This window comes from Amycolatopsis ponsaeliensis (assembly GCF_030182635.1).
GTDB lineage: Bacteria > Actinomycetota > Actinomycetes > Mycobacteriales > Pseudonocardiaceae > Amycolatopsis > Amycolatopsis ponsaeliensis.
Map to the genome: position 1 here is coordinate 1 of NZ_JAPZLD010000088.1, position 26,739 is coordinate 26,739.

At 67.9% G+C, this 26,739-nt stretch carries 28 protein-coding genes and 2 pseudogenes; 19 read left to right on the forward strand and 11 right to left on the reverse strand.

The annotated features are described in order from the left end of the window. Window positions 1–457: 457 nt before the first annotated feature. The 3 genes from QQ657_RS54560 to QQ657_RS54570 all read right to left on the reverse strand — a co-directional run bounded on the left by QQ657_RS54560 (window position 458) and on the right by QQ657_RS54570 (window position 1,985). Window positions 458–757 carry a transposase gene (locus tag QQ657_RS54560; RefSeq protein WP_284750391.1) on the reverse strand — a complete coding sequence of 100 codons (300 nt, stop codon included), beginning with the start codon at window positions 755–757 and terminating at the stop codon, window positions 458–460. A 671-nt stretch (window positions 758–1,428) separates the two neighbouring features. Beyond that, the gene (locus tag QQ657_RS54565; protein ID WP_284750392.1) at window positions 1,429–1,578 is read right to left on the reverse strand and encodes a response regulator transcription factor; all 150 of its coding nucleotides are present in this window, start codon (window positions 1,576–1,578) and stop codon (window positions 1,429–1,431) included. 41 nt (window positions 1,579–1,619) lie between these two features. After that, window positions 1,620–1,985 carry a helix-turn-helix domain-containing protein gene (locus QQ657_RS54570; RefSeq protein WP_284750393.1) on the reverse strand — a complete coding sequence of 122 codons (366 nt, stop codon included), beginning with the start codon at window positions 1,983–1,985 and terminating at the stop codon, window positions 1,620–1,622. Window positions 1,986–2,073: 88 nt separating this feature from the next. On the opposite strand from QQ657_RS54570, the gene QQ657_RS54575 reads away from it, so the two are divergent. From QQ657_RS54575 to QQ657_RS54625, 12 genes are all read left to right on the forward strand, one after another. Further along, window positions 2,074–3,006 carry an SCP2 sterol-binding domain-containing protein gene (locus QQ657_RS54575; RefSeq protein ID WP_284750394.1) on the forward strand — a complete coding sequence of 311 codons (933 nt, stop codon included), beginning with the start codon at window positions 2,074–2,076 and terminating at the stop codon, window positions 3,004–3,006. Window positions 3,007–3,045: 39 nt separating this feature from the next. Beyond that, window positions 3,046–3,783 (forward strand): ferredoxin reductase, encoded by a 738-nt coding sequence (locus tag QQ657_RS54580; protein ID WP_350310779.1) that lies wholly within the window; start codon window positions 3,046–3,048, stop codon window positions 3,781–3,783. A gap of 14 nt (window positions 3,784–3,797) precedes the next feature. Next, window positions 3,798–4,007, forward strand: coding sequence for a 2Fe-2S iron-sulfur cluster-binding protein (locus tag QQ657_RS56880; protein WP_350310780.1), 210 nt, complete (start codon window positions 3,798–3,800; stop codon window positions 4,005–4,007). 211 nt (window positions 4,008–4,218) lie between these two features. Further along, window positions 4,219–4,896, forward strand: coding sequence for a hypothetical protein (locus QQ657_RS54585; protein WP_284750395.1), 678 nt, complete (start codon window positions 4,219–4,221; stop codon window positions 4,894–4,896). A 140-nt stretch (window positions 4,897–5,036) separates the two neighbouring features. Beyond that, window positions 5,037–5,528 (forward strand): MarR family winged helix-turn-helix transcriptional regulator, encoded by a 492-nt coding sequence (locus QQ657_RS54590; RefSeq protein ID WP_284750396.1) that lies wholly within the window; start codon window positions 5,037–5,039, stop codon window positions 5,526–5,528. Then, entirely contained in the window at window positions 5,525–6,736 is a 1,212-nt protein-coding gene (locus QQ657_RS54595; RefSeq protein WP_284750397.1) for a cytochrome P450, read from the forward strand. The genes QQ657_RS54590 and QQ657_RS54595 overlap by 4 nt, the downstream gene beginning before the upstream one ends. Before the next feature lie 671 nt (window positions 6,737–7,407). Further along, window positions 7,408–8,442 carry a LacI family DNA-binding transcriptional regulator gene (locus QQ657_RS54600; RefSeq protein WP_284750398.1) on the forward strand — a complete coding sequence of 345 codons (1,035 nt, stop codon included), beginning with the start codon at window positions 7,408–7,410 and terminating at the stop codon, window positions 8,440–8,442. A gap of 104 nt (window positions 8,443–8,546) precedes the next feature. After that, the gene (locus tag QQ657_RS54605) at window positions 8,547–9,833 is read left to right on the forward strand and encodes a sugar ABC transporter substrate-binding protein (RefSeq protein ID WP_284750399.1); all 1,287 of its coding nucleotides are present in this window, start codon (window positions 8,547–8,549) and stop codon (window positions 9,831–9,833) included. Window positions 9,834–9,892: 59 nt separating this feature from the next. Further along, entirely contained in the window at window positions 9,893–10,846 is a 954-nt protein-coding gene (locus QQ657_RS54610) for a carbohydrate ABC transporter permease (RefSeq protein WP_284750400.1), read from the forward strand. A gap of 3 nt (window positions 10,847–10,849) precedes the next feature. Beyond that, the gene (locus QQ657_RS54615; RefSeq protein WP_284750401.1) at window positions 10,850–11,761 is read left to right on the forward strand and encodes a carbohydrate ABC transporter permease; all 912 of its coding nucleotides are present in this window, start codon (window positions 10,850–10,852) and stop codon (window positions 11,759–11,761) included. Window positions 11,762–11,817: 56 nt separating this feature from the next. Beyond that, window positions 11,818–12,762: a glycoside hydrolase family protein gene (locus QQ657_RS54620; protein ID WP_284750402.1), complete on the forward strand. Its 945-nt coding sequence runs from the start codon at window positions 11,818–11,820 to the stop codon at window positions 12,760–12,762. A gap of 13 nt (window positions 12,763–12,775) precedes the next feature. Next, window positions 12,776–14,743, forward strand: coding sequence for a glycoside hydrolase family 32 protein (locus QQ657_RS54625; protein ID WP_284750403.1), 1,968 nt, complete (start codon window positions 12,776–12,778; stop codon window positions 14,741–14,743). Window positions 14,744–14,896: 153 nt separating this feature from the next. On the opposite strand, the gene QQ657_RS54630 is transcribed toward QQ657_RS54625, so the two are convergent. After that, window positions 14,897–15,250, reverse strand: a complete 354-nt coding sequence (locus QQ657_RS54630) for a transposase family protein (protein WP_284750404.1) — start codon at window positions 15,248–15,250, stop codon at window positions 14,897–14,899. Window positions 15,251–15,562: 312 nt separating this feature from the next. Between QQ657_RS54630 and QQ657_RS54635 the strand changes: the two genes are divergently transcribed. The 3 genes and pseudogenes from QQ657_RS54635 to QQ657_RS54645 all read left to right on the forward strand — a co-directional run bounded on the left by QQ657_RS54635 (window position 15,563) and on the right by QQ657_RS54645 (window position 16,957). Further along, window positions 15,563–15,958, forward strand: coding sequence for a carboxymuconolactone decarboxylase family protein (locus tag QQ657_RS54635; RefSeq protein ID WP_284750405.1), 396 nt, complete (start codon window positions 15,563–15,565; stop codon window positions 15,956–15,958). Further along, a pseudogene (locus tag QQ657_RS57025) lies at window positions 15,877–16,118 on the forward strand (hypothetical protein); the annotation flags it as partial. The gene QQ657_RS54635 and the pseudogene QQ657_RS57025, both read left to right, overlap by 82 nt. 266 nt (window positions 16,119–16,384) lie before the next feature. Further along, a complete protein-coding gene (locus QQ657_RS54645) occupies window positions 16,385–16,957 on the forward strand; it encodes an alkaline shock response membrane anchor protein AmaP (RefSeq protein ID WP_284750406.1) in 573 nt (190 codons plus the stop codon). Between the two features lie 184 nt (window positions 16,958–17,141). Here the strand turns inward: QQ657_RS54645 and QQ657_RS54650 are convergent, their stop codons facing one another. The 6 genes from QQ657_RS54650 to QQ657_RS54675 form a co-directional block, all read right to left on the reverse strand. Then, window positions 17,142–17,387: a hypothetical protein gene (locus QQ657_RS54650; protein ID WP_284750407.1), complete on the reverse strand. Its 246-nt coding sequence runs from the start codon at window positions 17,385–17,387 to the stop codon at window positions 17,142–17,144. Between the two features lie 621 nt (window positions 17,388–18,008). After that, window positions 18,009–19,250 carry a low temperature requirement protein A gene (locus tag QQ657_RS54655; protein ID WP_284750408.1) on the reverse strand — a complete coding sequence of 414 codons (1,242 nt, stop codon included), beginning with the start codon at window positions 19,248–19,250 and terminating at the stop codon, window positions 18,009–18,011. A 57-nt stretch (window positions 19,251–19,307) separates the two neighbouring features. Then, window positions 19,308–19,883 carry a TetR/AcrR family transcriptional regulator gene (locus tag QQ657_RS54660; RefSeq protein WP_284750409.1) on the reverse strand — a complete coding sequence of 192 codons (576 nt, stop codon included), beginning with the start codon at window positions 19,881–19,883 and terminating at the stop codon, window positions 19,308–19,310. After that, window positions 19,876–20,778, reverse strand: a complete 903-nt coding sequence (locus QQ657_RS54665; RefSeq protein ID WP_284750410.1) for an alpha/beta fold hydrolase — start codon at window positions 20,776–20,778, stop codon at window positions 19,876–19,878. Before QQ657_RS54665 ends, QQ657_RS54660 begins: the two co-directional genes overlap by 8 nt. Before the next feature lie 211 nt (window positions 20,779–20,989). Next, entirely contained in the window at window positions 20,990–21,952 is a 963-nt protein-coding gene (locus QQ657_RS54670; protein ID WP_284750411.1) for an SMP-30/gluconolactonase/LRE family protein, read from the reverse strand. 99 nt (window positions 21,953–22,051) lie between these two features. Continuing rightward, window positions 22,052–22,936 carry a helix-turn-helix domain-containing protein gene (locus tag QQ657_RS54675; RefSeq protein ID WP_284750412.1) on the reverse strand — a complete coding sequence of 295 codons (885 nt, stop codon included), beginning with the start codon at window positions 22,934–22,936 and terminating at the stop codon, window positions 22,052–22,054. A gap of 483 nt (window positions 22,937–23,419) precedes the next feature. Here QQ657_RS54675 and QQ657_RS54680 point away from each other — a divergent pair, with 483 nt between their 5' ends. The 3 genes and pseudogenes from QQ657_RS54680 to QQ657_RS54690 all read left to right on the forward strand — a co-directional run bounded on the left by QQ657_RS54680 (window position 23,420) and on the right by QQ657_RS54690 (window position 25,699). Continuing rightward, window positions 23,420–23,851, forward strand: coding sequence for a hypothetical protein (locus QQ657_RS54680; protein ID WP_284750413.1), 432 nt, complete (start codon window positions 23,420–23,422; stop codon window positions 23,849–23,851). 457 nt (window positions 23,852–24,308) lie between these two features. Next, window positions 24,309–24,460, forward strand: a pseudogene (locus QQ657_RS54685) (IS701 family transposase); the annotation flags it as partial. Window positions 24,461–24,823: 363 nt separating this feature from the next. Further along, window positions 24,824–25,699 (forward strand): hypothetical protein, encoded by an 876-nt coding sequence (locus QQ657_RS54690; protein WP_284750414.1) that lies wholly within the window; start codon window positions 24,824–24,826, stop codon window positions 25,697–25,699. Between the two features lie 190 nt (window positions 25,700–25,889). On the opposite strand, the gene QQ657_RS56885 is transcribed toward QQ657_RS54690, so the two are convergent. Then, window positions 25,890–26,123 carry a transposase gene (locus QQ657_RS56885; protein ID WP_350310781.1) on the reverse strand — a complete coding sequence of 78 codons (234 nt, stop codon included), beginning with the start codon at window positions 26,121–26,123 and terminating at the stop codon, window positions 25,890–25,892. 310 nt (window positions 26,124–26,433) lie between these two features. On the opposite strand from QQ657_RS56885, the gene QQ657_RS54695 reads away from it, so the two are divergent. Further along, window positions 26,434–26,628 carry a hypothetical protein gene (locus QQ657_RS54695; RefSeq protein WP_284750415.1) on the forward strand — a complete coding sequence of 65 codons (195 nt, stop codon included), beginning with the start codon at window positions 26,434–26,436 and terminating at the stop codon, window positions 26,626–26,628. Window positions 26,629–26,739 lie beyond the last annotated feature (111 nt).

A 26,739-nucleotide genomic window follows, 5' to 3' on the forward strand; every position in this document is an offset into this window, starting at 1 on the left:
ACCAGCGAGGACATGCTCGTGCGGGTCATCTCAGTTGATCCGTATCTCGCCCTGCATCAGGCCGGGTTGCTGTGAACCAGTGGACTCAACTCACCCTGACACGCAGGGGGCCGCCCGTCTGAATAGGTGCCAGTGCCTCTACAGGCTGCCCCGTCAGCGATCCTTTTGCCGCCGCTCGCAGGGATATCAAAGGCGCCCTTCATGGTGAAGGTCGGCGCCGGCGTAGTTGCACCGGGACGTGAGGTGTCTTAGCTGATCTGCGTTGCTATTGGCTCGGCAGGCATCTGGCTTGCGCACGCGGCGGGCGTAGCCACGATCGCCGCCAAAGCAGCTATCGTTGCGAGGGTGCGCTTCATGGTAGATAGGTCGCCTTGGGACACGCCCAGAACGCGACACATCAGACTGATCGATCGGTGCAGGTTGCGGGCCTTCTCCGCGTGTATCCATCCGTAGATGTCTACTGGTCCTTGCGGCATGCGAAGAAGGCCAATGCTTTCCCAGGATCTCGCGTTCTTCTTCCTTCTGTCGCAGCTGACGTTTCAACGCGGCGATCTCCGCTTTTGTCATCCTTCGGACTGTCGCTCGGCTTCGCCTCGGGTAATAGTTTTCCTCGGGAACTGGCGTCCTGTCGCACCCAGTTCGCCACCGTTGTTGCGGAGAGATCGAACTCCTCAGCGATGTCTTTGAACGTTCGGCCGCCCTGTCGGAACAACTCCACGATCTGTGTCTTGAACTCTCTTGAGAACGTACTGGCCATCTGAACGACCTCCAGCGGTCATGACAACAACTCTGACGGTGTCCGCCACCTCAGGGCAAGCTCAGAGCGTCCCAGATCGCGTTCTGGTCCTTCGCCGAATCAGCCCGGATACCGATGACCTTGAGGTCGAGGTAGATCGCAACCCGATCGCTCGTCGCGCTGCGCTGCTTCTCGAAGTACTCAGCCTCGCTGTGCAGAAGGGCCGACTTGCCCAGCCCACGCCCACCGAAACCAGCTGCGCGCCCTCAGGATCCAGAACACTCCGTCGCTCTTCTTCGCGGCCGTAGAACATCTCCGGTGAGACGGTGCCCCGCTTCTGGAGGTAGTGGTTCACAGCGGAAACGGCAGCAGCACGTTCATCACTGCTGTCATCTGGCCGTTGCCGTACGCCGCCAGGTAAGCCAGCGCAGCGTCGTCCAAAACAACGATGGGTGCAGTTCTCCCCGCAGACAACACAGCAAGGTCTCTGCGGGCCGGCACGATACGGAGACCCGGGCCTGGACGTGCGGTACCGCATCAGCCAGCACCGGGTGCGCAGCGCAAACAAGCGCCCCAGAAGCCAATGCGTGACTCCGATTCGTCCCTTCCCACATCCGATCACGAGCACGCGGCACAGCCTTGTCCGCGGACTGGCGAGTGATTGAGGTGACAGCCTCACTACTCGTGCGACCTCAGCACGCACCGCACGGTGGGTCAGCGCGAGATACACGGGCCACGTCGGCGCGGCGGGTGACGTTGAGTTTCTCCAGGACGCTGTGGACGTGGTTCTTGACGGTCGGCAGCGAGATCGTCAGTGTGGTGGCTATTTCGCGGTTGGACATGCCACGGGTTAACAGGGCGGCGATTTCACTCTCACGGGGAGTCAGCCGAGCGGAAGTCCACACAGAGCTGTCGGACAGGACGGCAACGCGGTGGAAAGGGCGGCCGAGACGTCTGGGGTGCACGGACAGCCGCCCTCGGCGATGGTGCGGACCACGGCGACCATTTCGGTCAGTGAACAGTCCTGGCCGACGTAGCCGGCGACGCCCGCCTCCGCCCACGGCAGCACCGAGCGGCCCGTGTCCGACAAACCCAGGGCCACGACCCGGACCGACGGGGCGATGACGGTCAGCGTCACGTGTTCGTCGGCAGCGGAGTCGACCACCTGGAAGTCCTCCTGCGCGGCCAGACTGCGCTGCACGCTCTCGCGATGGAACCGGACATCACTCACCACCAGGATTCGGATCATCGCCGTGCTCCATCCCTGCTCATCGAGCCCGTACCTTAATCGCAGGCCGGCCGGGCACGTTACGAGTCAAAGGGGATCCGGACCCCGAATGGACCACGGATGGACCCTCGGAACCATTGCCGCGGGGCCCGCGCGGACCGCAGGCTCGGAAGGTGCCCACAGCCCGCGTCGTGTTCGCCGACATCCCGTTGACCTGCTGGGCATCATTTTGCTCGAGGCCGAGGTCAGCGACCTGTCCCAGCCCATCGAGTACAACCCCTGCCTCGAATGCAAGCTGTGCGTGACCGCCTGCCCGACCGGGGCGATCTCCGGCGACGGTCACTTCAACTTCTCCGCCTGCTACACGCACAACTACCGCGAATTCATGGGTGGCTTCGGCGACTGGGCCGAACAAGTCGTCGAAAGCCGCGACGCCGAGGACTACCGCTCCCGGGTGAGCGACGCGGAAAGCGCATCCCTGTGGCAGAGCCTGTCCTTCGGCGCCAACTACAAGGCCGCCTACTGCATGTCGGTCTGCCCGGCCGGCGAGGACGTCATCGGGCCCTGGCTGGACGATCGCAAGAACCACCTGAACACCGTCGTCCGCCCGCTGATGAACAAAGAAGAGACCATCTACGTCGCCCCCGGCTCCGACGCCGAGCAGCACGTGGCCGCCCGCTTCCCGAACAAACACACCAAGCAGGTGGGGCTGAGCCTGCGGGCCAACAGCATCGACGGCCTGATCGAAGGCATGCCACTGATCTTCCAGCGCGAGCAGGCCAAGGACCTGTCCGCGACCTACCACTTCACCTTCACCGGCGCCGAATCCCGGCAGATCACCGTGACCATCCGCAATCGCGAACTCGACATCGCCGAGGGACATCACGGCGAACCGGATCTCCACGTCACCGCCGACGTCCACACCTGGCTGCGCTTCCTCACCAAACCAGCGGTGCTGCCTTGGGCGCTGCTGCGCCGCCGCATCAAGCTGCAGGGCCCGCCGCGCCTGCTGCGCGCCTTCGGCCGCTGTTTCCCGTCCTGACCGGCCGGCACACCATCACCGCGAAAAGGAAGATCGATCATGAGCACTCTCCGCGGCAAGGTCGATCGCGACCTCGTGTTGGAAAGCACGGAGACGATCGCAGAAGGGGTCCTCCTGCTGACGTTGCGCGACCCCGACGGCCGGCCGGTGCCGGAATGGGAACCCGGCGCCCACATCGACCTGGTGCCGCGCCCGGATCTGGTGCGGCAGTATTCACTGTGCGGAGACCCGGCGGACCGGTCGCGGCTTCAGCTCGCGGTGCTGCGTGAACCGGAAAGCCGGGGCGGATCGAGCTACGTGCACGACGAGCTCTCCGAAGGGGAATCGGTGCGCATCCGCGGGCCCCGCAACCACTTCCCGCTCGAGAAGGCGAAGCGCTACCTGTTCATCGCGGGCGGGATCGGGATCACCCCGATCCTCCCCATGCTCGCGGCCGCTGAAGCGAACGGCGCCGACTGGCAGCTCGTCTACGGCGGGCGCACCCGGGCGTCGATGGCGTTCCGCGAGACCCTGCAGCAGAAGTACGGAAAACGGGTGAGCATCCGTCCGCAGGACGAATACGGGCTGCTGGACCTGCCCGCACTGCTCGGCAAACCGAAACGGCGGACAGCAATCTATTGCTGCGGACCGAAACCGCTGCTTGCGGCGGTCGAAGCCGGCAGCGCGAAGTGGCCGAGCGACGCACTGCACGTGGAACGCCTCGCCCCAAGGAGGATCTCGCCGCCGGGCCACGCACGGCTTTCGAGGTCGAGCTCGCCCAGTCCGGCATTACGCTGAAGGTCTCCGAAGAAATGTCCATTTTGGAGGCGGTCGAAGAAGCCGGAGTGCCGGTGATGAACTCGTGCGAAGAAGGAATCTGCGGAACCTGCGAGACGGCGGTGCTGTCCGGGGCGATCGACGACCGCAATTCGGCCCTCGACGACGAGGAGCGCGCCGCGGGCGACACGATGATGATCTGCGTCTCCCGGGCCAAGAGCGACCGCCTGGTCCTCGACCTCTGACCCACAGCCGGTCTCACTCACCCTCCCGGAGGCACGGAAAGGTTCGCGAAGAGCGGGGCGAGCACATCGAGGCATCGGTGCGTGTGGCCGCGAAGGCTCCCCCCTTCTTCTACCCAGCTCTTCAGTGCCACCTGCAGTGCGGCCACCACCGCTCCGGCCAGCACTTCGGCTTGGGCGGCGGGTACTCGACGGGGTTCTGGACGGTGATGCGGTGGAGCTGGTCGTCCTCGAGGCCGGCGCGGGTCAGCGCGCCGCGGGGTGCGGTGTAGCCGGTTCCGCCGTTGACGGCGAGCCCGGAGGTCGTGCAGACGTCCTGCCCGAACAGGACGCGATGTCCCCAGTCTGCGCGGACGACATAGGCGACGCGCGCACCGGTTCCAGGGGGTACCCGTCGTCCGGCACGGTGTCGATGTGCCCGACGGCGATCCTGGCCGGGTCGACTCCCGCCTCGAGCAAGGAGCTCGCCCTGCGCCAGTCCGACCCGCAGACGGCGCAGGGCGGCCAGGCGTTCGCCTCGGGCCCGGACCGAGACTTCGTGCCGGCCTCATGCACGCGAGCGGCGAACAGGCTGCCGGTGACCCCGGCGCCGTACACGAGCGGCGCCCGGACGTCCCGGCTGATCCTGATCATGCGGATCTTCGGCGACCCGGCCGAGGAGATGCGCACCTGGACCGGCTCGGCCGAGGACACGGTCCGCGATCGCTACCTGGCGGCCTTCGGGCGCCCCCTGCCCGGCCTTTCCCCGGCGGAGCCGTGGTTCCGGATCCGGGGAATCCTCGCCGTGGCAGCCGTGACCGCGTCGAGCTCTACAACGGGAAGCCTCCGGCCGACCCGTCCTCGGGCGAACCAGCCCGGCGCTGGGCGATCACATTCCTGGCGGCAGCGATGAGCGCACCACCAACCGAGCCCTGACAACTCGGGACGGCCGCACCACCTCAGATTGACAATGAGTTTATTACTATCTCGACGGCGACCTATCAGCTACCGCTGCGCTAGACAGCTACACTAGTAACAAATACAGTACTAAAGATGGGAGAACCTGAGGACCTGGCCACGGCCAGGGCGGTGCGTCAGGGCGTGCTGCGACTGGCCCGCCGGTTGCGCGGCGCCCGCTCGGAGCACGCGCTGAGCCCCGCCAAGGTCGGCGTGCTGGGGTACCTGGCCCGGCACGGGACCAGCACCCCCGGCGAGATCGCCGCGGCCGACGGGCAGCGCCCGCAGGCCCTGACCAAAGTGTTCGCCGAACTGGAGGCGGACGGGCTGATCACCCGCAACCGCAACGAGCACGACGGGCGGGGCGCCGTGCTCACCATCACCGCCCACGGCACGACGGCCCTGGAAGCGGACATGCGCGAACGCGACCAGTGGCTGGCCGCGGTGCTCGGAGACCTCAGCGAAACCGAACTCGGACTCCTGCGGCTGACCGCTCCTCTGCTCGACCACCTGGCCGACCGGACCGACACCCCGCATCGGCCCCGTCGTCCCGTTTCCGACACCGACCGGATCACGGAGGAATCATGACGGAGCCGCCCGAAAACCTCGCGTTCCCGCCCCCTCGGGATTGCCCCTACAGCCCGCCTCCCAAGCTCGCCGAGCTACAGCGCGACGCCCCGGTCACGCGCGTCCGGATCTGGGACGGCAGCACGCCGTGGCTCCTCACGCGCTACGACGACGTCCGCGCGGTGCTCGCCGATCGCCGGTTCAGCGTCGACCCGGCCCGCCCCGGCTACCCCGCCCGCGGCCCGGCCAGCCGGGCGCGCCGGCGCGGTGCCGGCTCATTCATCACCATGGACGCCCCGGAGCACACCCGCCTGCGCCGCATGCTCATCCGCGAGTTCACCCCGCGGCGCATCGAGACGCTCCGGCCCGCCGTCGAACGCACCGCCGCCGAACTGCTCGACAACCTGACCAGACAGCCCCAGCCCACCGACCTGGTCGGCGCCTACGCCCTGCCGCTGCCGTCGATCGTCATCGCCGAACTGCTCGGCGTGCCCTATGCCGACCACGAGTTCTTCGAAGATCGCGCCCGCGTCATGATGGACAACTCCGCATCCGGCGACGCCATCCGCGCCGCCACCGCCGACCTGGCCCGCTACCTCGGCACCCTGCTGCACCAGCGACGCACCCACCCCGCCGACGACCTTCTCGGCCGGCTTGGTGCCCAGCAGGTCGAGCCCGGGAACCTCTCGCGGGCCGAGGCGGTGTCCATGGCCGTCCTGCTGCTCGTGGCCGGTCACGAGACCACGGCCAACCAGATCGCGCTTTCCGTCGCCTTCCTGCTCGACAACCCGCAGCGCGCCGAGGCCTTCCGGCGACCGGAAGGCCCACCCGCCGGGGCCGTCGACGAACTGCTGCGACTGCTGACCATCACCCACACCGGCCGGCGCCGCGTCGCCACCGCCGACGTGCCGATCGGCGGCGGAATCACCATCCGCGCCGGCGACGGCGTCATCGCCGCCGCCGACATCGCCAACCGCGACCCCGCGCAGTTCCCCGACCCCGACCGCATCGACCTCGGCCGTGCTCCCAACCACCACCTGGCGTTCGGCCACGGTGAACACCTTTGCCTGGGCCACCACCTCGCGCGCCTCGAACTCCACATCGCCCTCACGGCGCTGTTCCGCAGCCTGCCCGGACTCAGGCTCGCCACGCCGACCGAGGAACTCCCGTTCCGCCACACCCACCCGATCTACGGCATCGACCACCTCCCCGTCGCCTGGGAGGGATGATCAGTGGCTTCCGACACAACTCGAAGATCGTCGGCTGCTGCTGCCGATCGACTTCGACGCGACCGAGAAACACCCATGACTACGGTCGCCACGGCACCACGAACCTGTTCGCCGCGTTGAAGGTGGGCACCGGCCAGGTCGTCGGCGAGTGCACGCAGACCTGCTACTGCGCGCACTTCCTGGCGTTCCCGAAAAGCCGCGAAACCTCACACGGGCAATGATGTTCACGTCGTGCTGGGCAACCCCTCGACGCGCGTCACGCCGGAGCGCGCGGGCTTGGCTGGCCGGCATCCCACACGCCTGGCTCCACCTCACTCGCACGGGCGATCGCGGCGCAGAACACGATCATCACCGCCGCCGGCACCGGCGCGAGCCCGAGGCGGTAGGTGGCGGAGCGACGAGCACGGCGACGGCCGGCTCGGCGACGGCGGTCACGGCAGCGATCGGCAGCCAGCCGACCGGCGACCGATCAAAGCGGGACCGAAACGCCTCACAGACGGCTCGATCGAGGGCGTCACACCTCCGCATGGTGCTGACGTGGCGCTGCGCGTGCGGCGCTGGTCGAGCGAATGCGCCCTGACGTGATCGGGGCTCTTGACGCACGGAACGACCGGTTGCATACTCTGTCGACCTCAGTTTAATCGATTAAACAGCCGCGAGGAGGCGACGCGATGACGCGGGTCCGGATGTCCGATGTCGCGGCTCGCGCCGGAGTCTCCACGGCGACGGTGTCGATGGTTCTCAACGGGGTGAACGCGACGCGTATCTCGCCGCAAACCCAGGAGCGCGTGCGCGAAGCGGCCGAAGCGGTCGGCTACAAGCCGAACTCGGTGGCGCGGAGCCTGCGGACTCAGCAGACCCGCATGGTCGGCCTGATCTCGGACACCATCGCCAGCACACCGTTCGCCGGGCGGATGCTGGCCGGGGCCAACGACGTGGCGCGCGAGCAGGGGCATCTGGTCATCCTCGTCGACACCGAGCATGATGCCGCCGCCGAGCGCCAGGCGCTGCAGGCCCTCAGCGGCCAGCAGGTCGACGCGATGATCTACGCGTGCATGTGGCACCAGGTGGTCGAGGTGCCGGACGGCCTGCCCGAGGACGCCGTACTGCTCGACTGTGCGCCGGTCGCGGGTGGCCGCGCCGCGGTCGTCCCGGACGAGCGGGCAGGTGGGATGGCAGCGGTGCGGGAGCTGGTGGCTGCCGGGCATCGCCGGATCGCATTCCTCGACGCCGAAGAGCGGTTCGAACTGGTCGCGTCGCCACTGCGGTACGAGGGATACCTCCGGGTTTTGGCGGAGGCCGGGATCGAGCCGGATCCAGCCCTGCACGCCCGCGCCGAACCGGTGGCCGGCGGAGGGCGGGAAGCGGCCCGGCGGCTGCTGGATCTGCCGACCGGGCGACGTCCCACGGCGATGTTCTGCTTCAACGACCGCATGGCAATGGGCGCCTACGCGGCCGCGCACCATCGGGGTCTTTCGGTGCCCGGCGATCTGTCCGTCGTCGGTTACGACGATCAGCAACTGGTCGCGGCGGAACTCGATCCACCGTTGACGACGATCGCGCTGCCGCACTACGAAATGGGCCGGTGGGCGATGGAGGTCGCGCTCGGGCTGCGTCGAGCGGACCAGGCGGACCCGTACCTCATGCCGTGCCCGGTCGTCCGCCGGGCTTCGGTGGGCCCGCCGCCGGCCGCGTTCGGCAGCTGACGGCGGACCGCACTTCTCACTGCATCCCACATGGCAGTTGGCGCTGCCATCCGGCACGGAGGCGACGGCCGGTCGCGCTCCGCAACAGAGAAAGAGACTGCACGGTGAAACGCAAATCCCTCTCCTTCATAGTAGCGACCGGTCTGGCCGCGGCGCTCGCACTGGGCGGCTGCGCCCGCGCGAGCCAGAACTCCTCGTCGTCCGGCGCCCCCGGTGAGATCACCATGTGGACGCACTCGGCGGGCAACCCCGGCGAACTCGCGGTCTACCAGCGGATCATCGCCGACTTCAACTCCTCCCAGACCCAGTACAAGATCGTCCAGCAGAACTTCCCGCAGGGCTCCTACAACGACGCGATCACCGCGGCCGCCGCGGCGCGCAAGCTGCCCTGCCTGCTGGACATGGACGGCCCGGTGATGCCGAACTGGGCCTGGGCCGGCTACCTCCAGCCGCTGGGACTGCCGGACGACCTGATCAAGACGCTGCTGCCCACGACCGTCGGCCGCTACAAGGACACCGTCTACTCGGCCGGTTACTGGGACGCCGCGATGTCGATCTTCGCCCGGAAGTCCGTGCTGGACAAGAACGCCATCAGGATCCCGACCGTCGAGAAGCCGTGGACACTCGACGAGTTCGACACCGCCGTCACCAAGCTGAAGGCCGGCGGCTACGCCACGCCGCTGGACCTGGGCGCCGCCGACAAGGGCGAGTGGTGGTCGTACGCGTACTCGCCGATGCTCCAGAGCACTGGCGGCGACCTGATCGACCGCGCCACCATGAAATCCGCCGACGGCGCCCTGAACGGCCCGGACGCGGTCAAGTTCTTCACCTGGTTCCAGCAGGCGTTCAAGAACGGCTGGGCGGACAACGCGGGCCCGGTCGGCAACCAGCGCTTCATCGACAACAGGGTCGCCCTCAGCTACACCGGCGTGTGGAACGCGAAGGACGCGCTCGAGACCGTCGGAAAGGACCTGCTGATCCTGCCGCCGGTGGACTTCGGCAAGGGCCCGAAGATCGGCGGCGGCTCCTGGCAGTGGGGCATCTCCGCCGGCTGCAAGAACGCCGACGGCGCCCGCGCCTACCTGAAGTTCAGCTTCCGGGACAAATACCTCACCGCCTTCGCCGACAGCCAGGTGGTCATCCCCAGCACCACGGCCGCCGCGGCGGCATCGAAGTACTTCGGCGACACCGCTCCGCTGCACCCGTTCGCCGTGCTGTCGCAGAAGTTCGCCCTGGCCCGGCCGGCCACGCCCGGCTACCCGGTGATCTCCTCGACCTTCGAGAAGGCGGCGAAGGACATCATGAGCGGCGCCGACGTGAAGCCGGCGCTCGATACCGCCGTGCAGGCGATCGACACCGACATCAAGTCCCAGAACGGCTACGGCTTCTAGCTCGTCGCTCCCCTGCCCGGCGGCGACGCCGGGCAGGGCCGAGAGGGAAGGCACCTCCCATGACGGCGACCATCTCGCCGGACACCCGCGCCGCGAGCGCGGCCCCAAAACCCGCCGCCGGCCGGAAGACCCGCCACGAACTGCGCTCCCAGCGCAGCGCAGGCTGGGCCATGGCCGCCCCGGCGGTGCTGTTGCTGCTGGCGTTCCTGATCGTCCCGGTGATCCTCGGCTTCGTCCTGTCCTTCACCAACGCCCGGCTGGTCTCGCCCGAGCCGACCGCTTTCACCGGCTTCGACAACTTCGTCCGGGCCTTCACCGCCGACCCGACGTTCCTCCGCTCGCTGGTGAACACATTCTGCTTCGCCGCCGTCGTGGTGCCGGTGCAGGCCGGGTTCGGCCTGCTGCTGGCCATCCTGGTGAACCGGAAGATCCGCGGCGCGGTGGCGTTCCGGGTCATCTTCTTCATCCCGGTCGTGACCTCGATCGTCGTGGTCTCGATCCTGTGGAAGTTCATGTACCAGCCGGACGGGCTGATCAACTCCTTCATCAACGCGATCACCTTCGGCGCCTGGCAGGGCACCGCGTGGCTGAACAACCCGAGCACCGCCCTGACCGCGATCATCGTGCTGTCCATCTGGCAGGCGGTCGGCTTCCACATGCTGATCTGGCTGTCCGGGCTGCAGACCATCCCCGAAGAGCTCTACGAAGCGGCACGGATCGACGGCGCCGGCACCTGGCAGCAGTTCCGCAACGTGACCTGGCCGTGCCTGCGCCCGACCCGCGTGTTCGTGCTGATCACGATCACCATCGCCGCGCTCGGGCTGTTCGTTCAGATCGACGTGATGACCCAGGGCGGCCCGGTGGATTCCACTTCGACGCTGGTCTATCACGCCGTCCGCATGGGCTACCACCAGCAGCAGATCGGCTACGGCTCGGCCCTGTCGCTGGTGTTCTTCGTGCTGGTGCTCATCGTCGCGCTGGTCCAGCGCCTCCTGACCCGGGACAAGGACTGAACCATGGCGATCCACAAAGGACACAGCAACCCGGACGAGCGCGTGCTGCGCCGTCGCCGGCGGGTCTGGACCTACCTGGTCCTGACCGGGCTCGCCGTCTTCTTTCTGTTTCCGCTGGTGTTCATGTTCGTCTCCAGCTTGAAGCCCGACGGCCAGATCCTGTCCGACGTCGGCGGGTGGCGGGCGTTCCTGCCGCTGGGCAACATCAGCTTCGACAATTACTCCGCGGTGTTCGACCGGGTGCCGGTCGGACGGTTCCTGCTCAACTCGGTCCTCGTCACGGTGGCGATCGTGGCCGCCGGGCTGGTGGTGAACTCGATGGCCGGGTTCGCGATCTCCCGGTTGCGCTGGACCGGCCGCGGGGTCGTGCTCAGCGTCGTCATCGCCACGCTGATCGTGCCGTTCGAGACCATCGCGGTGCCGATGGTCTACTGGGTCTCGCAGCTGCCGACCCTGCTGTTCCAGAACGGCCGGATCGAATACGACTTCGGGTGGCTGGACACCTACCAGGTGCAGATCATCCCGTTCATCGCCAACGGCTTCTCGATCTTCCTGTTCACCCAGTACTTCTCCACCATCCCCACCGCGCTCGACGAGGCGGCGCGGATCGACGGCGCGGGCTGGTTCACCATCTACCGGAAGATCGCCGTACCGCTGTCGGGCCCGGCGTTCGCCACGGTCGCCATCCTGACGTTCCTGCCGGCCTGGAACCAGTACCTGTGGCCGAGCATGGTCGTCCAGGACGAGAAGCTACGGCCGGTCATGGTCGGCATGCAGTACTTCTTCCAGGACAACACCGCCTGGGGCGAGGTCATGGCCTACACCTCGATGATCACGCTGCCGGTGCTCGTGGTGTTCCTCGCCTTCCAACGCGCGTTCGTCAGCAGCGTCGCGGCAAGCGGTGTGAAGGGCTGACGCGGCCACGCGCTCTCTCGAACAACAACCTTTCGAAAGGCTTGTGGATGTTCTCGATGCCCGACTCCTGGGTCTGGGACTTCTGGTTCGCCGACGACGGCGACCATTACCACCTCTTCTTCCTCTACGCCTCACGCGCCCTGCACGATCCCGAAGCCCGCCACTACCGCGCCTCGATCGGCCACGCCGTCTCGGCCGACCTGGTGCGCTGGACCCGGATCGAGGACGCGCTGGTCCGCGCGGACGCCCCGGCGTTCGACGACCTGGCCACGTGGACCGGTTCGGTCGTGCGGCACCCGGACGGGACGTGGTTCCTGTTCTACACCGGCGCCACGCGTGCCCCCGGCGGCAAGAACGTCCAGCGGATCGGCTATGCCACCTCACCGGACCTCGTGACGTGGCAACGGACTCCGGAAAACCCGGTCCTGGCCGCGGATCCCCGCTGGTACGAGACTCTGGACGCCGGCTGGCACGACGAAGCGTTCCGCGACCCGTGGGTGTTCGCCGACCCCGGCGGCGACGGCTGGCACATGCTCATCACCGCTCGCGCCGGCTCAGGCGAGCCCTTCGAGCGTGGCGTGGTCGGCCACGCCGTCTCCGCGGACCTGCGGCACTGGGAACCGCGCCCGCCGCTGACTGCCCCCGGGCCGCGCGGATTCGGGCAACTGGAGGTCCTGCAGGCCGAGGTGGTGGACGGCCGGCCGGTCCTGATTTTCTCCTGCCTGGCCGAGCACGCCTCGGCCGACCGCCGGGCCACCGGCACGACCGGCGGAATCTGGGCCGCCCCGGCCGGCGGCCCGCTCGGGCCGTTCGACATCGCGGCTGCCGAACCCGTCACCGACGACCGCTTCTACAGCGGCCGCCTGCTCCGCCGCCGAACCGACGACCGCTGGGTACTGCTCGCCTTCTACAACCGCGGCGAACACGGCTTCGTCGGTGCCATCAGCGATCCCATACCGGTGGCGTGGGACGGCAAACGCCTCACTGTACTCGACTCCTAGTTCCGGAGGTCCCATGCGCTCAACGACGAGCCGCCTTCGCCTGCTGTCGGCCGCCGCCCTCGTGGCGGCGACCGCGGTGGTGGGCCTGATCGGCCCCGGCGGCGCCACCCCGGCGCACGCCGCGGCCGCCTACCGCGCGCAGTACCACTTCACGGTGCCCGACCACTGGAAGAACGACCCCCAGCGGCCGGTGTACGTCAACGGCAAGTTCAACTACTACTACCTCTACAACGCCGACTACCCGACCGAAGTCGGCACCGCCTGGCGGCTGGCGACCACCACCGACGGCGTCGCCTTCGCCGACCAAGGCATCGCCGCGCCGAAGAAGACGAACGCCAACTACGACCTGTGGTCCGGTTCGGCGGTCGTGGACACGGCGAACACGGCCGGATTCGGCGCGGGCGCGGTGGTCCAACTGGTCACACAGATGGATCACCCGGTCAACGGCTCCGGGCCGCAGGCGCAGTTCCTGTGGTACTCGATCGACGGCGGCCGGACCTTCCGGCCGTACAGCGAAACACCGGTGATCCCGAACGGCGGCCGCCACGACTTCCGGGATCCCAAGGTGATCTGGGACGCCGCGCACGGACGGTGGGTCGCAGCGATCACCGAAGGCGACCGGATCGGCTTCTTCACCTCCCCCGATCTGAAGACGTGGACGTGGCAGTCGGACTTCGTCAGCACGTACGGCACCCTCGAATGCCCCGACCTGTACCCGATCCGAGCCGACGACGGCACCACGCACTGGGTGCTCGGCGTGAGCACCGGCGAGACCCCAGGCACCTACGCGTACTGGACCGGGGCCTTCGACGGCGCGGCGTTCACCGCCGACGCGGCCGTACCACAGTGGCTGGACCACGGCTTCGACTGGTACGCCGGAGTCACCTGGGAGGACCCGGCCGCGCCGGCCGACCGGCGGTTCGCGATGGCCTGGATGAACAACTGGGCCTACCCCGACACCACGCCGACCTGGGCCTCGGACGGCTTCAACGGCACTGACTCGATCGTCCGCCAGATCACGCTGAAACACTACCCGGACGGCTACGCCCTGGCTTCGCAGCCGACACCCGCGCTGGCCTCCCACGCCACCTCCGTGACCAACCTCGGCACCATCCAGGTCAACGACGGCCTGGTGCCACTGGCCTACCACGGCACGGCCTACCAGCTCGACACCGATGTCAGCTGGACCCAGCTGGACAACATCGGCCTGCAGCTGCGGGTCTCGGCCGACGGAACCCGGCACGCAGACGCCGGGATCTACCACGACTACAGCTACCTCAACCGCCGCCAAACCGGGTCACCCGACACCACCGGCACGCGAGGGGAGAGCCATGCGCCGTGGAACCCGACGAAGACCAGCGCGCACCTGCGCATCCTGGTCGACCGGACCACGATCGAGGTGTTCGTCGACGACGGCCGGTACGTGCACTCCAGCGAGGTGTTCGCCGACCCCGCCGACACCGGCGTCAACCTCTACACGACCGGAGGCAGTGGCACGTTCGCCCATACGACGATCACCGAGTTCCCGGACCTGTCCCAACGCCCGGCACACGTGGTCTCCGGGTTCGAAGGCAGCTCCTACGACCCCGGCTGGACGACCGCCGGCAGCTTCACCGGCACCGGCCCGTCGTTCGAATACCTGCCCGGCATGGTCGGCAACGCGGTACTGGACACCTTCGCCGGCGGTGACCCGGCCACCGGCACGATCACCTCACCGCCGCTCACCCTGGACCGCAACCACCTGCACTTCCTGCTCGCCGGTGGAAACCACCCGTCCGGCTCGCCCGGCCAAACCTCGATCAACCTCATCGTGAACGGCCAGGTCGTGCGAACGGCGACCGGAGACGACACCGGCGTGCTCAAACCGATCGACTGGAACGTCGGTGACCTGCAGGGGCAGAGCGCCCAGGTGCAGCTGATCGACCAGGCGACCGGCGCCTGGGGGCACATCATGGCCGACCAGCTGCTGCTGAGCGACTGAACGGATCGATCGGTGCGAGGACGGTACGCCCGTCCTCGCACCGGTGCCCGACGCGCCGTGACTTGAATGCGTATCAGCTGTGCGAGGAGCGCTACCAAGGGTCACACAATCTGACTTGACCCAGCTCACAGCGCAGCAATCGCCCAGAAGCATTCACGTGATTCGACCGTGTTCGAAATGGGTGTGTACGAGTGCGGCTTTCACGATGTCGCCGATCTTGCCGGGGCTGGTGGTGAAGTACTGCACGGCGCGCCGGCGGCCGGTGAGGATGGCGAAGCCACGTTCGACCAGGCAACGCAGACCGCGCAGCGAGGCGTTGCGGGTACGCGTGCCGATGTCGAGGATCTGGTTGCCGGCGGGTCGTTTGATCGGGGTGTGCACGCCGACGCCGACGCCGGCGCCGTCGTAGCCGTTGTCGGCCAGGCTGGACAGGTCCAGATAGGGAGTGGGCCCAGTACAAGGCGCCCAGGACAAGTTCACCCCGCGCGGCAACGACGGTGCGACCACGTACGTCTACAAGCTCGACCAGGGCACGGAAACGACCGTTGCGGACGGCAGTTCAGAGGCATAGTGCGGCTTCGTAAGCAAAGACGGTGCGGTGAGCTGTTCCGCCCGCCGCGGAGCGTCAACGCGCTCGGGCCAGCTCCGGACGAGCTGAGCACCGGCTTCACCGTCGCCCCCGGCCCGGGCGACCGGACGGTCCGGGCGGTCTGATCAACCGTGACGGCTATCCGCCGTGGTGGCTGTCACGTTTGACCTGGAGCGCGCTCCAGCACCTAGCGTCATTCGGGACAAGATCGCTGGGGAAAGGAACCCGACATGACCGACGAGCGCTTCGAGCGTGGCCTGAAGACCCTGACCGAGATCGATGGCGAGAGTGGGCAGCGGGTGATCGACGCTCTCGCCGACGTCTCTCCCGCGTTGGGCGAGGCCGTTGTCTCCTGGGGGTTCGGGGAGATCTACTCGCGGCCGGGGCTGGCGCCGCGTGAGCGGCAGCTGGTCACCCTGGGCATGCTCACCGCCCTCGGCGGCTGCGAGCCTCAGCTGGAAGTGCACGTCAACGCCTCGCTCAACGTCGGCCTCACGCCGGCGGAGATCGTCGAGGCGCTTCTGCACTCCGCTGTCTACTGTGGATTCCCGAAAGCGCTGAACGCGACCTTCACCGCCAAGAAGGTCTTCGGCGAGCGCGGGTTGCTGCCGGTGACCGTGGAATAGGGATGGGCCCGGGCGGGGAGTCCTCCAGGCGGGCGTCCGCGTGGTCATCAGCTCACGCAACGCAGAAGCCTGCGCTCAGGCACAGGAACAGCTGTCCGAATACGGCGACGTCCGGGCGATCCCCGCCGATCTGTTCCGGCACGAAGAGTGTGAGCGCCTTCTCACCTCGTCACGGCCGACGCACCAGCGGCCGGTGAGGACGGCGAAGCCACCTTCAGATGATGTACCGATCCGGGCAGTACATCGCTGACCCACAACGGGGTGCCGTTTGGTGCGCAGAGGGCTTGCACGTTGCCGCACCGCGCGGACCAACGTCGAAGGGCTGCCCGAGGCCGTACGCTCGGCGATCGAACAGCGGCTTGCCCAGATCGCCCCGGCCACCACACCCGCGGTCAAGGTCCGGATCAAGTCCACCAGGAGCACACGATGAGCAGCCTCAACCGTCCGGCCCGGCTGAACCGCACGGTGCTGGCGTCGTTCGGCCTTGTCCTGCTGGCCGTCGGCGGGTTCGCCGTGACTGCGCACTTCGGGAAGCTGACGCTGGTGGCGTCGGACTCCGCGCTCACGCCCAGCACCGTGGGTCCGCCGACCTGGGTCTGGTACGTCGTCGCCGCGGGCGCGATCGTCCTCGGGCTGCTCCTGCTGCGCTGGCTGGCCGCCCAGCTGACCCGGAAACCGAAGACCCATACCTGGCGCTTCGAAACCGACCCCGGCCGTGGCCGCACCGAGCTGGCCGCCGCCACCGCCATCGCACCGTTCCTCGCCGAGGTCGAGACCTACCCGGGCGCCCACGCCGCACACGCGACCCTCGCCGGCACCCGCGACAACCCAGCGCTCGCCTTGGTGTTCGGCGTCGAACAGGACGGCGACACGACCAGCATCCGCAAGCGACTCGAGACCCATGGCCTGCTGCGGCTGCGCCAAGCCTTGGACCTCGACACCCTGCCGGTAGCCATCGAGTTCCGCTTCACCACCAGAGCCGGTGCTCGGGCCCGCTGACGTCAGGCCGTTCAATAGTGACGGCCGATCCAAGGCACGCGACCGAATACGCTCGAGTACGCCGGGGGTGTGATGGCCGAACACGAGGACACGTCATCGCCGGCCGGGCACTCGGCATTGACCGTGCCGGGCCGGTTGGTCGCGCAACGCTGTCCTAGCCAGGCGCTCGTGAGCGGCCGCCACGTCAGCCCGGCTCGCCCTCGAACCCGGAGCGCGAACCGATGTCGACGATCTTGCCGCCACCGGCTTCGCGCAAGTATGGCAACACGGCGCGGGTCACGTTGATCAGGCCGCCACGTTCCTGTCCTTTCCCGTGGCCGGTTGTGCCTGCACCCTGCAAGGGGCCTGCCGATCGGGGACAAGTAGGGGCGGCGTTCGGGTTCGAGGCGCGGGCCCGGCCGAGCAGGTCCTGAATCGCGTCGGCGGCCATCGGCTCGCCCACCACTGCGCGGACGGCGGCGACGAGCTGATGCCGAGCAGCCGCCAAGTCCGACGCTCGCGCCTGTGCGGTCGCCGTCGAGTTCACGGCCGGCCGGGGCGACGGACCACCGAGCGGCGGGGCGTGACCGGCGCCGGGTCGGCGTCTCCTCTGCGCACGACGAGGAGAAACCCCGAAGTCAGCAGATACACTGTGGACGTTGCGATCCCGACCCCTGGCAGCCCGAGCCGGGGACGAGGTCCGGCTCGCGGGATCGAGCTCATCACCGGCGGGATCGCCGGCGCCCTGGCCCGCAGTCAGCATTCAGGGTGCGTTCGTACCGGCCTCAACCCCGACGAGGGGGCCCGCCTCGTGCTCACCCTGATCTCGGGAATGATCCTCAGGCGCGCGGCGTCCGTCGGCGACACCGCAACAGTCGGGCGCGCGGCCACTGCCCTGCTCGACAGCAGACCGTGGCCAGGAGCCACGCGCAGGACGGGCGCGGAGAGACTGGGTGCGCGTGGCCCGCACACGGGCCACCGAGGCGGATGAGTCCGGCACCACGCGCCCAGGCCTGGTCAGTCAACACTGATCGGCCCCGCTGCCTCCGGTCGCGGTCGAACGACCTTCCGCTCAGGCGTGGCCTTGGACCGGCGCCAATCGTCGTTCGAACCAGAGGTGGGCGAGTACCACCAAGGCCATCCAGACCACCAGGGTCCGGCCGGCGGCATCGGTGGCGAGCAGGCCGAGGAGGAGCGGGATCACGATGCCCGTGATGATGCGCGAGATCGTCCGCTGCAGGTCGGAGCTGTGGCTGGCCACACCGGTAACCACGCCGAGGGCGAAGTAGGTCGCGACCGCGCCGCACAGCAACCAGCGTCCTTGCTCGGGCAGCGAATCGGAGCCGTGCTTGACCACCGATGAGAGTGACACGGCCACCGTGGCGACGACGCCGGTGACCAGGCAGTGCAGGCCGAGGGCGGCGCGCGCGGGGATACGACCGGCGCGCAGGTGTGGCAAGCCGGCGTATCCGAAGACGACGGACAAGCCGAACATGCCGGCCAGCAACACGAACGACGCGATTCCGGTGGCCAGCAAGCCGATGTCGTAGTGCGCATCGGCCGCCGCGCCGATGACCTGCACCACCGATTCGCCGAGCACGATGATCACGAAGAGTCCGAGTCGTTCCGAGAAGTGCACCGGATCCACCGACACCCCGTGGATCACCGGTACGTCTCCGTCGGAGCGGGCATCAGGCCGTCGGCGGCGCCGGGTGGTGGCTTGCGCGGTGAACCTCGACTGGATCTGCTTCAGGATCTTGTCGCCCGACACGACCAGGACCAGCAGCAGGTCGAGGCCGATCCCCACCGCCCAGAGCACCAGCTTCCACTGCCCGTCGACCCAGATCGACGCGGTCCACGGCAACAGGCCGGTCGAATACTGCACCACCGGGAAGTCCAGCAGCACTTCACCCCGGCGCCACGCCCGGGACCCGTAGACGCGCGTGGCGATGTACGCGATCGAGAAGACCGTCAGCGGGCGGGGGTCTCCGTCGTGTCCGAGCAGGGAGTGCGCCACGCCCGGTACGGATGCGACCATCACCCCGAGGCCGAACATGCCGATCATCAGCCGGATGACGCGAGTCTTCCCGGCGGCGACGTTGCCGTACAGCATGAACGTCGTCCACGACAGCCAGAAAGACAGGAACAGCAGCGCGTAGAGGCCGAGCGCCGCGAGGTCCGGTTCGGATCCGAGGACATGGGCCAGGGCTGCCACTCCCGCCACGGCCACCAGGTCGAAGAAGAGCTCGGCCCAGCTCGCATGCCGGTCGATCCTGGTGTCCTCGGGTTCGTCGGCGATGATCGGGTCGCTCACGGACCTCGCAACTCCTGTCGAGAAAGGGATGGGGAACAGATCGACCTCTGGTCCGGATCAGCGAGAGCCGTCCAACGACAGCAGGCCATGGTCGATGAAGCCGATCATCCAGGTGAAGCTGTCCTCGACATCCGCGTTGATCTGGAACCCGTTGGCAGCTTCAAGTGTGGCGAATCCGTGGAGCACGGTGCGCAACATCCGCAGGGCGTGGATCTCCTCACCGGGGTCGATGTGGTAGCCGTGCAGCATGGCCGCCCAGGAGGCGAGCACCCGGCCGAGCGCCGCGATGAGCGGGTCGTCGGGCCCCGTCGGCCGGGCAGCGTTGCCCGCCGCATACCGACCGGGGTGTTTCTTCACGTACGTCCGCATCGCCTGCGCACCGGCGGTGAGGGCCTGGGTGCCGGACCGGCCCTGGGTCGCGTCGCGGATGCAATCGGCGAGTTCGGTCGCGGCCAGGACGGCGATGCGGTGGACGAGGTCGGCCTGGCCGGTGACGTGCTTGTAGAGCGAAGGTGTCCTGACTCCGAGCCGCTCGGCGACCAGGCCCATGCTCAGCTGAGCGAAGCCGACCTCGTCCGCCACTGCGGCACCGGCCTCGGTGACCATTGCCGGGGTGAGCCCGGCCCTAGGCACGAGTCAACGTCCGGTCCAGGAACGGCAGGGTCAGCGCGACGACCTGGTCAGGCAGCTGAACGTGCGGGTAGTGCCCGGCCCCGTCGATGACCGCCAGTTCGCCAAGGCCCGGCGGCAGGTCGGCGATGATCTTCTCGCCCTCCGCACGAGGGTCGGCCCAGTCGGGGTCGGCGCTGCCCTCGACGATCAGGACCGGGCACTTGACGTTGGGCAGCTGCGCACCGGCGTCGGCCGGGCTGGACTTGCACATGGACTGCAGGGCCTTCATCCGGCCGGGCTCGTTCAACTTCGCCTCGATCCGGGCCAGCTCATCGTCCCAATCAGTGGGCTTGACCGGCAGTGCCACGTCGAGGTACTTCTTCCAGTTCTCGACCCTTCCTCTCATGATGACCTGTGCCATCTGGGTGTAGCCGGCCCGGAAGCGCTTCACTCGCACCAGTCCGCCGAGGTCGAACGGCTGCGCGCGGGTGAACGGCGCCAACTCGATGATTCCGGCGATCAGGTCGGGCGCGGTGGCGGCGGCGATGGTGGCGGCGCCGCCACTGATCGACTGGCCGACGATCACGGCCGGGCCGCCGAGAAGACGGACGACAGCCACCAGGTCGCCGGCGATGTCGGTACGGCTGTAGCCGTCCCAGCCCAGGCTCGAGTCACCACAACCGCGGATGTCGACGTTGGCGACCCGGTAGCCCTGGGCGGCCAGGGCAGGGGCGAGGAAACGGTAGGAGTGGCGGCTGTCGCCGATGCCGTGCGCCAGGACGACGAGGGGGCCCTGCCCGGTCACGTCGTAGGCGATGGTGTTGCCGGCGATGCTCAGGTACTCGGTCACGAAGCACTCCATGCGATTGGCTAATTGGATTAGCGTAAAGCTAGCGGCGTTAGCTTCGAGGGTCAAGGCCCCGCCGATGGATCTCGACGTCGACGAGGTACCTGCTGAGACCGACGCCGTTCGGCACCGCGATCGCGACCGTCTGGTCCTCGTCCCTGGCGCGTACAGCTATCCGCTTTCGGCACAGAGGTTCCCCCGATAGCCACCACTGACTCGGGCTATCGGGGGAACCCGCCTCCGGTGACCGGCCGAGCTCAGTTGCGTACGCCGAAAGGGATCAGTGGCTCAGGTGGGCAACCAGCAGGTTGGGGTCCTTCGCCGTCAGGTAGGCGGCGCTGGGCACGTACACCGTGTTGCCGCGCACCGCGATGGACGTCGGGCCCTGCAGTCCGTCGGCAGCGGTCAAGATCACCTTGTGGGTACCGTCGTTGCCGACAAGGGCAACCTCGTTGGCGGTGTCGAGTGCGGCGATGATCTGGTCGCCCCGGCCGGTGAAAGCGAAGTCGTCAATCCCGGTGAGACCGGTGGCGGTGACTCGGACCGCACCTGCGTCTCCGTTGGCGCGGATGGGGATGCGCACGATGGTGCCCTTGTCGAGGTTGGTGGCCCACACGGCCCCGTTGTGCAGCTTGAGGCCATTGACCCCAAGGAATCCTGCCGGGACAAGTGCGGGATCCGAGGACCAGACGGTGGCCGCGCTACCGGCGGCGGTGGGCACGCGCCAGACAACACCACCCTGCGAGTCGGTGACGTAGAGAGAGCGGCCGGACTGGTCCAGGGCCAGGCCATTGGGCAGGCTGGTGGCCGGAAGCGCAGCGATGCGCCGCGGCACACCGCCTGGGCGCAGACGCCACACACCGGTGAGATCGGCGGTGCCCGTCGCGTACAGGAAGTACAAGGTCCCGTCCGAGGCGCGGTCGATGCCAACCGTCAGCGGAAACCCCAGCGCAGGGGTACTGACTCCGCCGTCAGCGGGCGCGGGCAGCGTTGCCAGGATCCGGACGGTGCCTCCCGGCGAGATCTCGGCCACTTGCCGGGCCTTGGCGAAAGTGACGTACATAGTCCCGTCGGGGGCCAAGACGGCAGCTTCCGGCGTCTGTCCCGCTCCCAGGTCGAAATGCTGGGCGATCCGCGAACCGCACAGCGGGGCCGAGACCGCCAGTGCGGATGATGCGCCGATCGTCATGATCGTGCTCGCGGACAGCACCGCAGCCATGAGTGCGGATTTGAGGATGTTCATGGAAATGTGTTTCCTCACCTGTTTCGGGCATGCGGCAGCGCCGCACCCGGATGGTTGACAGCTGCTCGGGAATGGTGCTGACGTTCGATGGCGAGCCGGTCAGCTGGTACTGACGCGATCTCCTGGCTGAGCAGGGGTGATGGAGGAGGTGGCCCCGGCCAGCAAGGCCAATGCGGCCTGCGAGGACGAACCCGCCTCCGTGGTGGCGACCACGATGTTCGGGCCCGGCCCGTTGCTGAGGGTCTGCTGGACGACGGTCAGTGGTCCGACCAGTGGATGATGCATCTCGTAGGCGGCGGTGGCACACGGCTTGACGTTGTGATCGGCCCACATCGACGCGAAGCTGGGGCTCTTCGCGCTCAGTTCTCCCAGCAGTTCGTGCAGCGCGATGTCGTCCGGGTGCTCCCCCACCATCAGCCGCAGGTCCCCGACCACCGCTCTGGCCTTGCTGGGCCAGTCCGCATACAGCTCGCGGGTGTGGGGATCGAGAAAAACCAGTCTCGCCATGTTGGGACGCTGTGACGGTGAACGCGCAGACTGGAAGCCGAGGTGCCCGGCGAACAACGCGTGACCCAACCGGTTCCACTCCAGAACATCACTACCGCGGCCGAGGACGACCGCGGGCATCGCCGCCAGTGCAGCCAGCAGCTGGCCGGTCGCCTCGCTGATCCGCTCGGGTGCAAGGCGCCGTCGACCGGCACGTTTGGCCGGCCGCGCCAAGGCGTGCAAGTGCAGGCGCTCGGTGTCGTCGAGTTGCAAAGCGCCGGCAATCGCGTCGAGCACCTCCGGCGACGCGCTCAGCGAGTGTCCCTGCTCAAGACGGGTGTAGTAGGAAACACTCACGCCCGCCAGCAACGCCAGTTCTTCACGTCGAAGGCCCGGCACACGCCGCCGCTCGCCATAGGTGGGCATGTCGACATCTTCGGGACGCAGCTGCGAACGCCGTGTCTTCAGGAAGTCTCCGAGCCGTGCTTCTCCTCGCATGGATCCGAGTATGGAACGGACGGAAGCCGAGTACCTCTCCCTGTCAGGGATAGGCACCGCCGGGAGTGGCGTCGGTCCGTGGAGCACGTCGTCGCAGACAGCCGCCCGCTGGTCGCGCCCGGCACGTTCCACCAGCGACCCTCCGCCACCACCAGCGACCACACACTCGTGGGCCAGCTCAAGGTCGTCGGCAACTTCACGCTGTTCAAAATCAGAACCACCTCTCGGGCGATACAGGTTCAGCGTTGTGTGTGCTTCCGAGACAGTCATGGCGCAGGGGGAGGGCTTCCGGAGCGGAGGCCGCCGGCAGCGCTTCCACGTGTCGGGTGCGGAGTTGACGGTGGCATTGACGACCCTCGAGTTCGCCATGAGCAGTCTGGCCACAGCGCATGACCACTGCACCGGACAAGGTCGGCCGAATGGTCATTCACTCGTGGCCGGTCGGCTGATGTCGAAGGCAGGACGAACCGCTTGGCTCACCCCATGAACACGAAAACGTTCGGAGTGGCCATCGGCTTCCTCGCGCTGACGCTGGCCGGGTGCGGTCTCCAGGAGGGCATGAACGAGAAGTCGAACGGACACATCAAGACAACAGAGTTCCCTACCGGCGCGGAAGGCAAGATGGATCGGGACGCACAGCTCCCGAGCTGGGTGCCGGATGAGGCGAAGTCAGTCACCGAGGCCATCCGAACTACTGGCACGGAGCGAATCCTGCGGTTCACGAATGCGGACCTGCCGACTACCTGCCGCCCGGGTGTGGTCGTAAAGACGGCGGCAACGTTGACCGCCGACTGGTGGCCGCATGGCACAGAGGGCAAAGCCGATCAGGTCTGCGATCAGGAGTGGCACGTGGTTAAGGCGAACGACGCGGTGTACGCGTTCAAACCCGAGACGATCGACCAGTCCGACGCGTAATCCGGACACTTTTCAGGAAAGGCCTACAGCCTTGAGGGCCCCGCAGGTCGGGGTTACGACCAACACGCAAGCCGAAACTGCGGGGCGGAACAATGCACCACTATGTGTTGGCAGGTGCGGAGGTCGCGTCCGGCGGCTACGGGGGCCGTTCGTCCCAGCTCAGCATTTCGCTCGGTAGAGGCGAATTCCCGAAGGTGCTCCGCGGAAACCGGAAGGGCGACTGGAGTGGGCGGCCTGCGTCGAGTGGCGACACGGCCGGCATCGTGGAACGCTTGAAGCACACGCGGCCCGCTCGTCCTCTGGTCGTTCCGGCATGGCCACCCGGTCTTCCCTGAGTTCGCGGAACCGCGCTGCTCCGCGAACTCAGCCCTGACGGAGATGATCTCTGCGACGGCTGTCCCGCTTGTGAGTGCTAATACTGCAACGGCACTCGGGTGGCGTGTGGTAGATCATCCTGGTGGTGGTGGACGTGGTGTTGGATCAGCTGGATCGGGTGCATGAGCGGATCGCGGGCCGGTTCACGCGGTCGGAGCCGCGGGCCCGGGCGCGAGAGTACGTAGAGGGCCTGGTGGCGGGCGGGAGCGGAAGAACGGCTGGACGCTGGCCGAGCATGGCCATCCCCGAGCGCACCCTCGACGGGACCCCTTTCGTGCAGCGGAGTTTCGGCGACGTGGTCGGCCACTTCCCGCACCACGAACTCGATGCCATCGGAACACCGAGAGCCGTCCCACCGAGATCGCCGGACGATTCCCCGCACCCTTGGGCCTGCCGAGGTGGCACCGCCGCGCTTCGACGATCATCGTTCCATGCGCCGTAGCCGACCTCCGCGCCCGTCGAGGCGGACCGGCCTGACGGCTCGCTGCGAGCAACCCGTCAGGACAGGCCACCGCGGTACGCCCGCCGAGAACTCACAGGTCGATCGACAAGCTGGCCGCCACCGGTCCGGAGCTGCTGATCACGAATCAGGATTCGTTGCCCACCAAGCGTTACGCCTTGGGCGATAGGCTGCTCGCCATGAACCTCCGGAACACCCAGATTCTCGACGAATTCCGAGCCTTGGCCCTCACCAGGGACATCCCGGCCGAAGACGTGGAGAAGTGGCTGGAACTCGTCCGCCCGTTCGCATCCCTGACAGCGGACGGCGACGGCCCGGTCGTCGGCCGATTCGGTGGACCGATCATGCTTCCCGCCGACGCGTCCGAACCCTGGTGCCCGCTGATCGCCACCATCGACTGCGCGGCCATGCCGAAGGAAGCGACGGACCTCCCCCTGCCACCCGACGGCAAGCTGCTGCTCTTCGGATACCCGGATCACGAAGCCGGCGGCAGCGCTGCGTACGTTCCGGCAGGCATCGCGGTCGAAGAACACCACCCAGCAAATTGGATCGGCGACGAGGCGCACGAGGAAACCCTTGAGATCCTCCGAGAATTTCCCCTGGGCGACATCCACCTGTCCCTGGGGGTTTGCCTTCCCAGCGACGGACTGGTCCCGGCCCCGCCACCCGTGCACCTCGCACCGATGCCCGGACATCCCCACAGCGAGGTACTGGCCGAAATGTGGCAAGACCTGTGGGAATACCCGACCTTGATGCTGGGGGGATACGGAAGGAGCCATGACTTCGACCCGGTCCGCGACGCCGCGGGCCAAGCCTCGTTCCTGGCATCGGAAGAACTCGGACTTCCGCACGACCCCGACGCGGTGCCGTCCGGAATGGAGGACTGGGTCCTGCTGGCCCAGTGCTGCATCTACCGGGCGCCGGGCGCCGACATCTTCTGGATGATCCGACGCGGGGACCTGGCCGAGCGCTGCTTCGACCAGGTCCAAGTCCTCGTGGACTACAACCCCTGAACACCGGCGATCTGAACCCGCGGGACTGCGCGGGCGTGCCCTCCAGCGCCCGCAGGACCGGGTGGACACCGTGCTCCTTCCGCCGCGAGTCGACGAACTCGACCTTCATCGCGACGGACGGTCCAGCTCCGCTGCGAAGAAGGACGCCGCTGACTTCAGAATCTGGTTCGGCCGGCGCAGCTTACGCACCTCACGTTCCAGCTCCGCGACCCTGGCCGCTTCCGCCGAAGTCGTGCCCCGGCCATGTCCCCTCGTCGGTCTCGGCCCGCTTCACCCACGTCCGCAACGCCTCCGGGTGCACGCCGAGCTGGTCGGCGATCCGCTTGATCGCCCCGCCGGCCGAGGCCGGGTCCCGCCTGGTCTCAACCGCCAGCCGCGTGGCCCGCTCCCGTAGCTCGTACGAGTACTTCCGTGGTGCCGCGATGACCGTGAATCATCCGGCTGTTCGATGTCTCCATCAAACCCGGGGCTGGACACGGCGTTGTTGCGGACGGCAGGAAGGCTTCCCCAGCCACAAGTCCGGCGACCAGGCATTTGGCTGATCAGAGCGGTCGTTGTGACAGATGCAACTCTTCCCAATCTGCTGTTGACTCTGCCACCGTGCGACTTAGAACCGAACACCCGTTCCCCAGGCGGCGGTGGCTGGCCAGCGGGAAGTGAACGACGCTGTCTTCCCCACGGCGACCCCAGCACGACAGGGTGGTGCCGCCAGTGGGAACCCAGCACACTGTGCCATGGCCTGCGCGGTTCTCGGCCCGACCTGCGCGTCGACCCGCACCTGGCTGGGCAACTACCTCAACACGACTCCCGGCTTGACGGCCTTCGTCGCGGCCGTCAACAACACCCTGCAGTCTTTGGGGCTTCCGCCGAACTACACCCGGGCGATGGCCATCACCGGCGTGCACCTGACGTTCAGCAGGGCAAGCTGATCACCGCGGCGGGGGGGGGGGGGGGGGGGGGGGGGGGGGGCCCCCCCGCCCGCGGCCCCGCCCCCCGCGCGCCGCGCCCGGCCGCCCCGGCGGTCCCCCGAACAGCGCAAG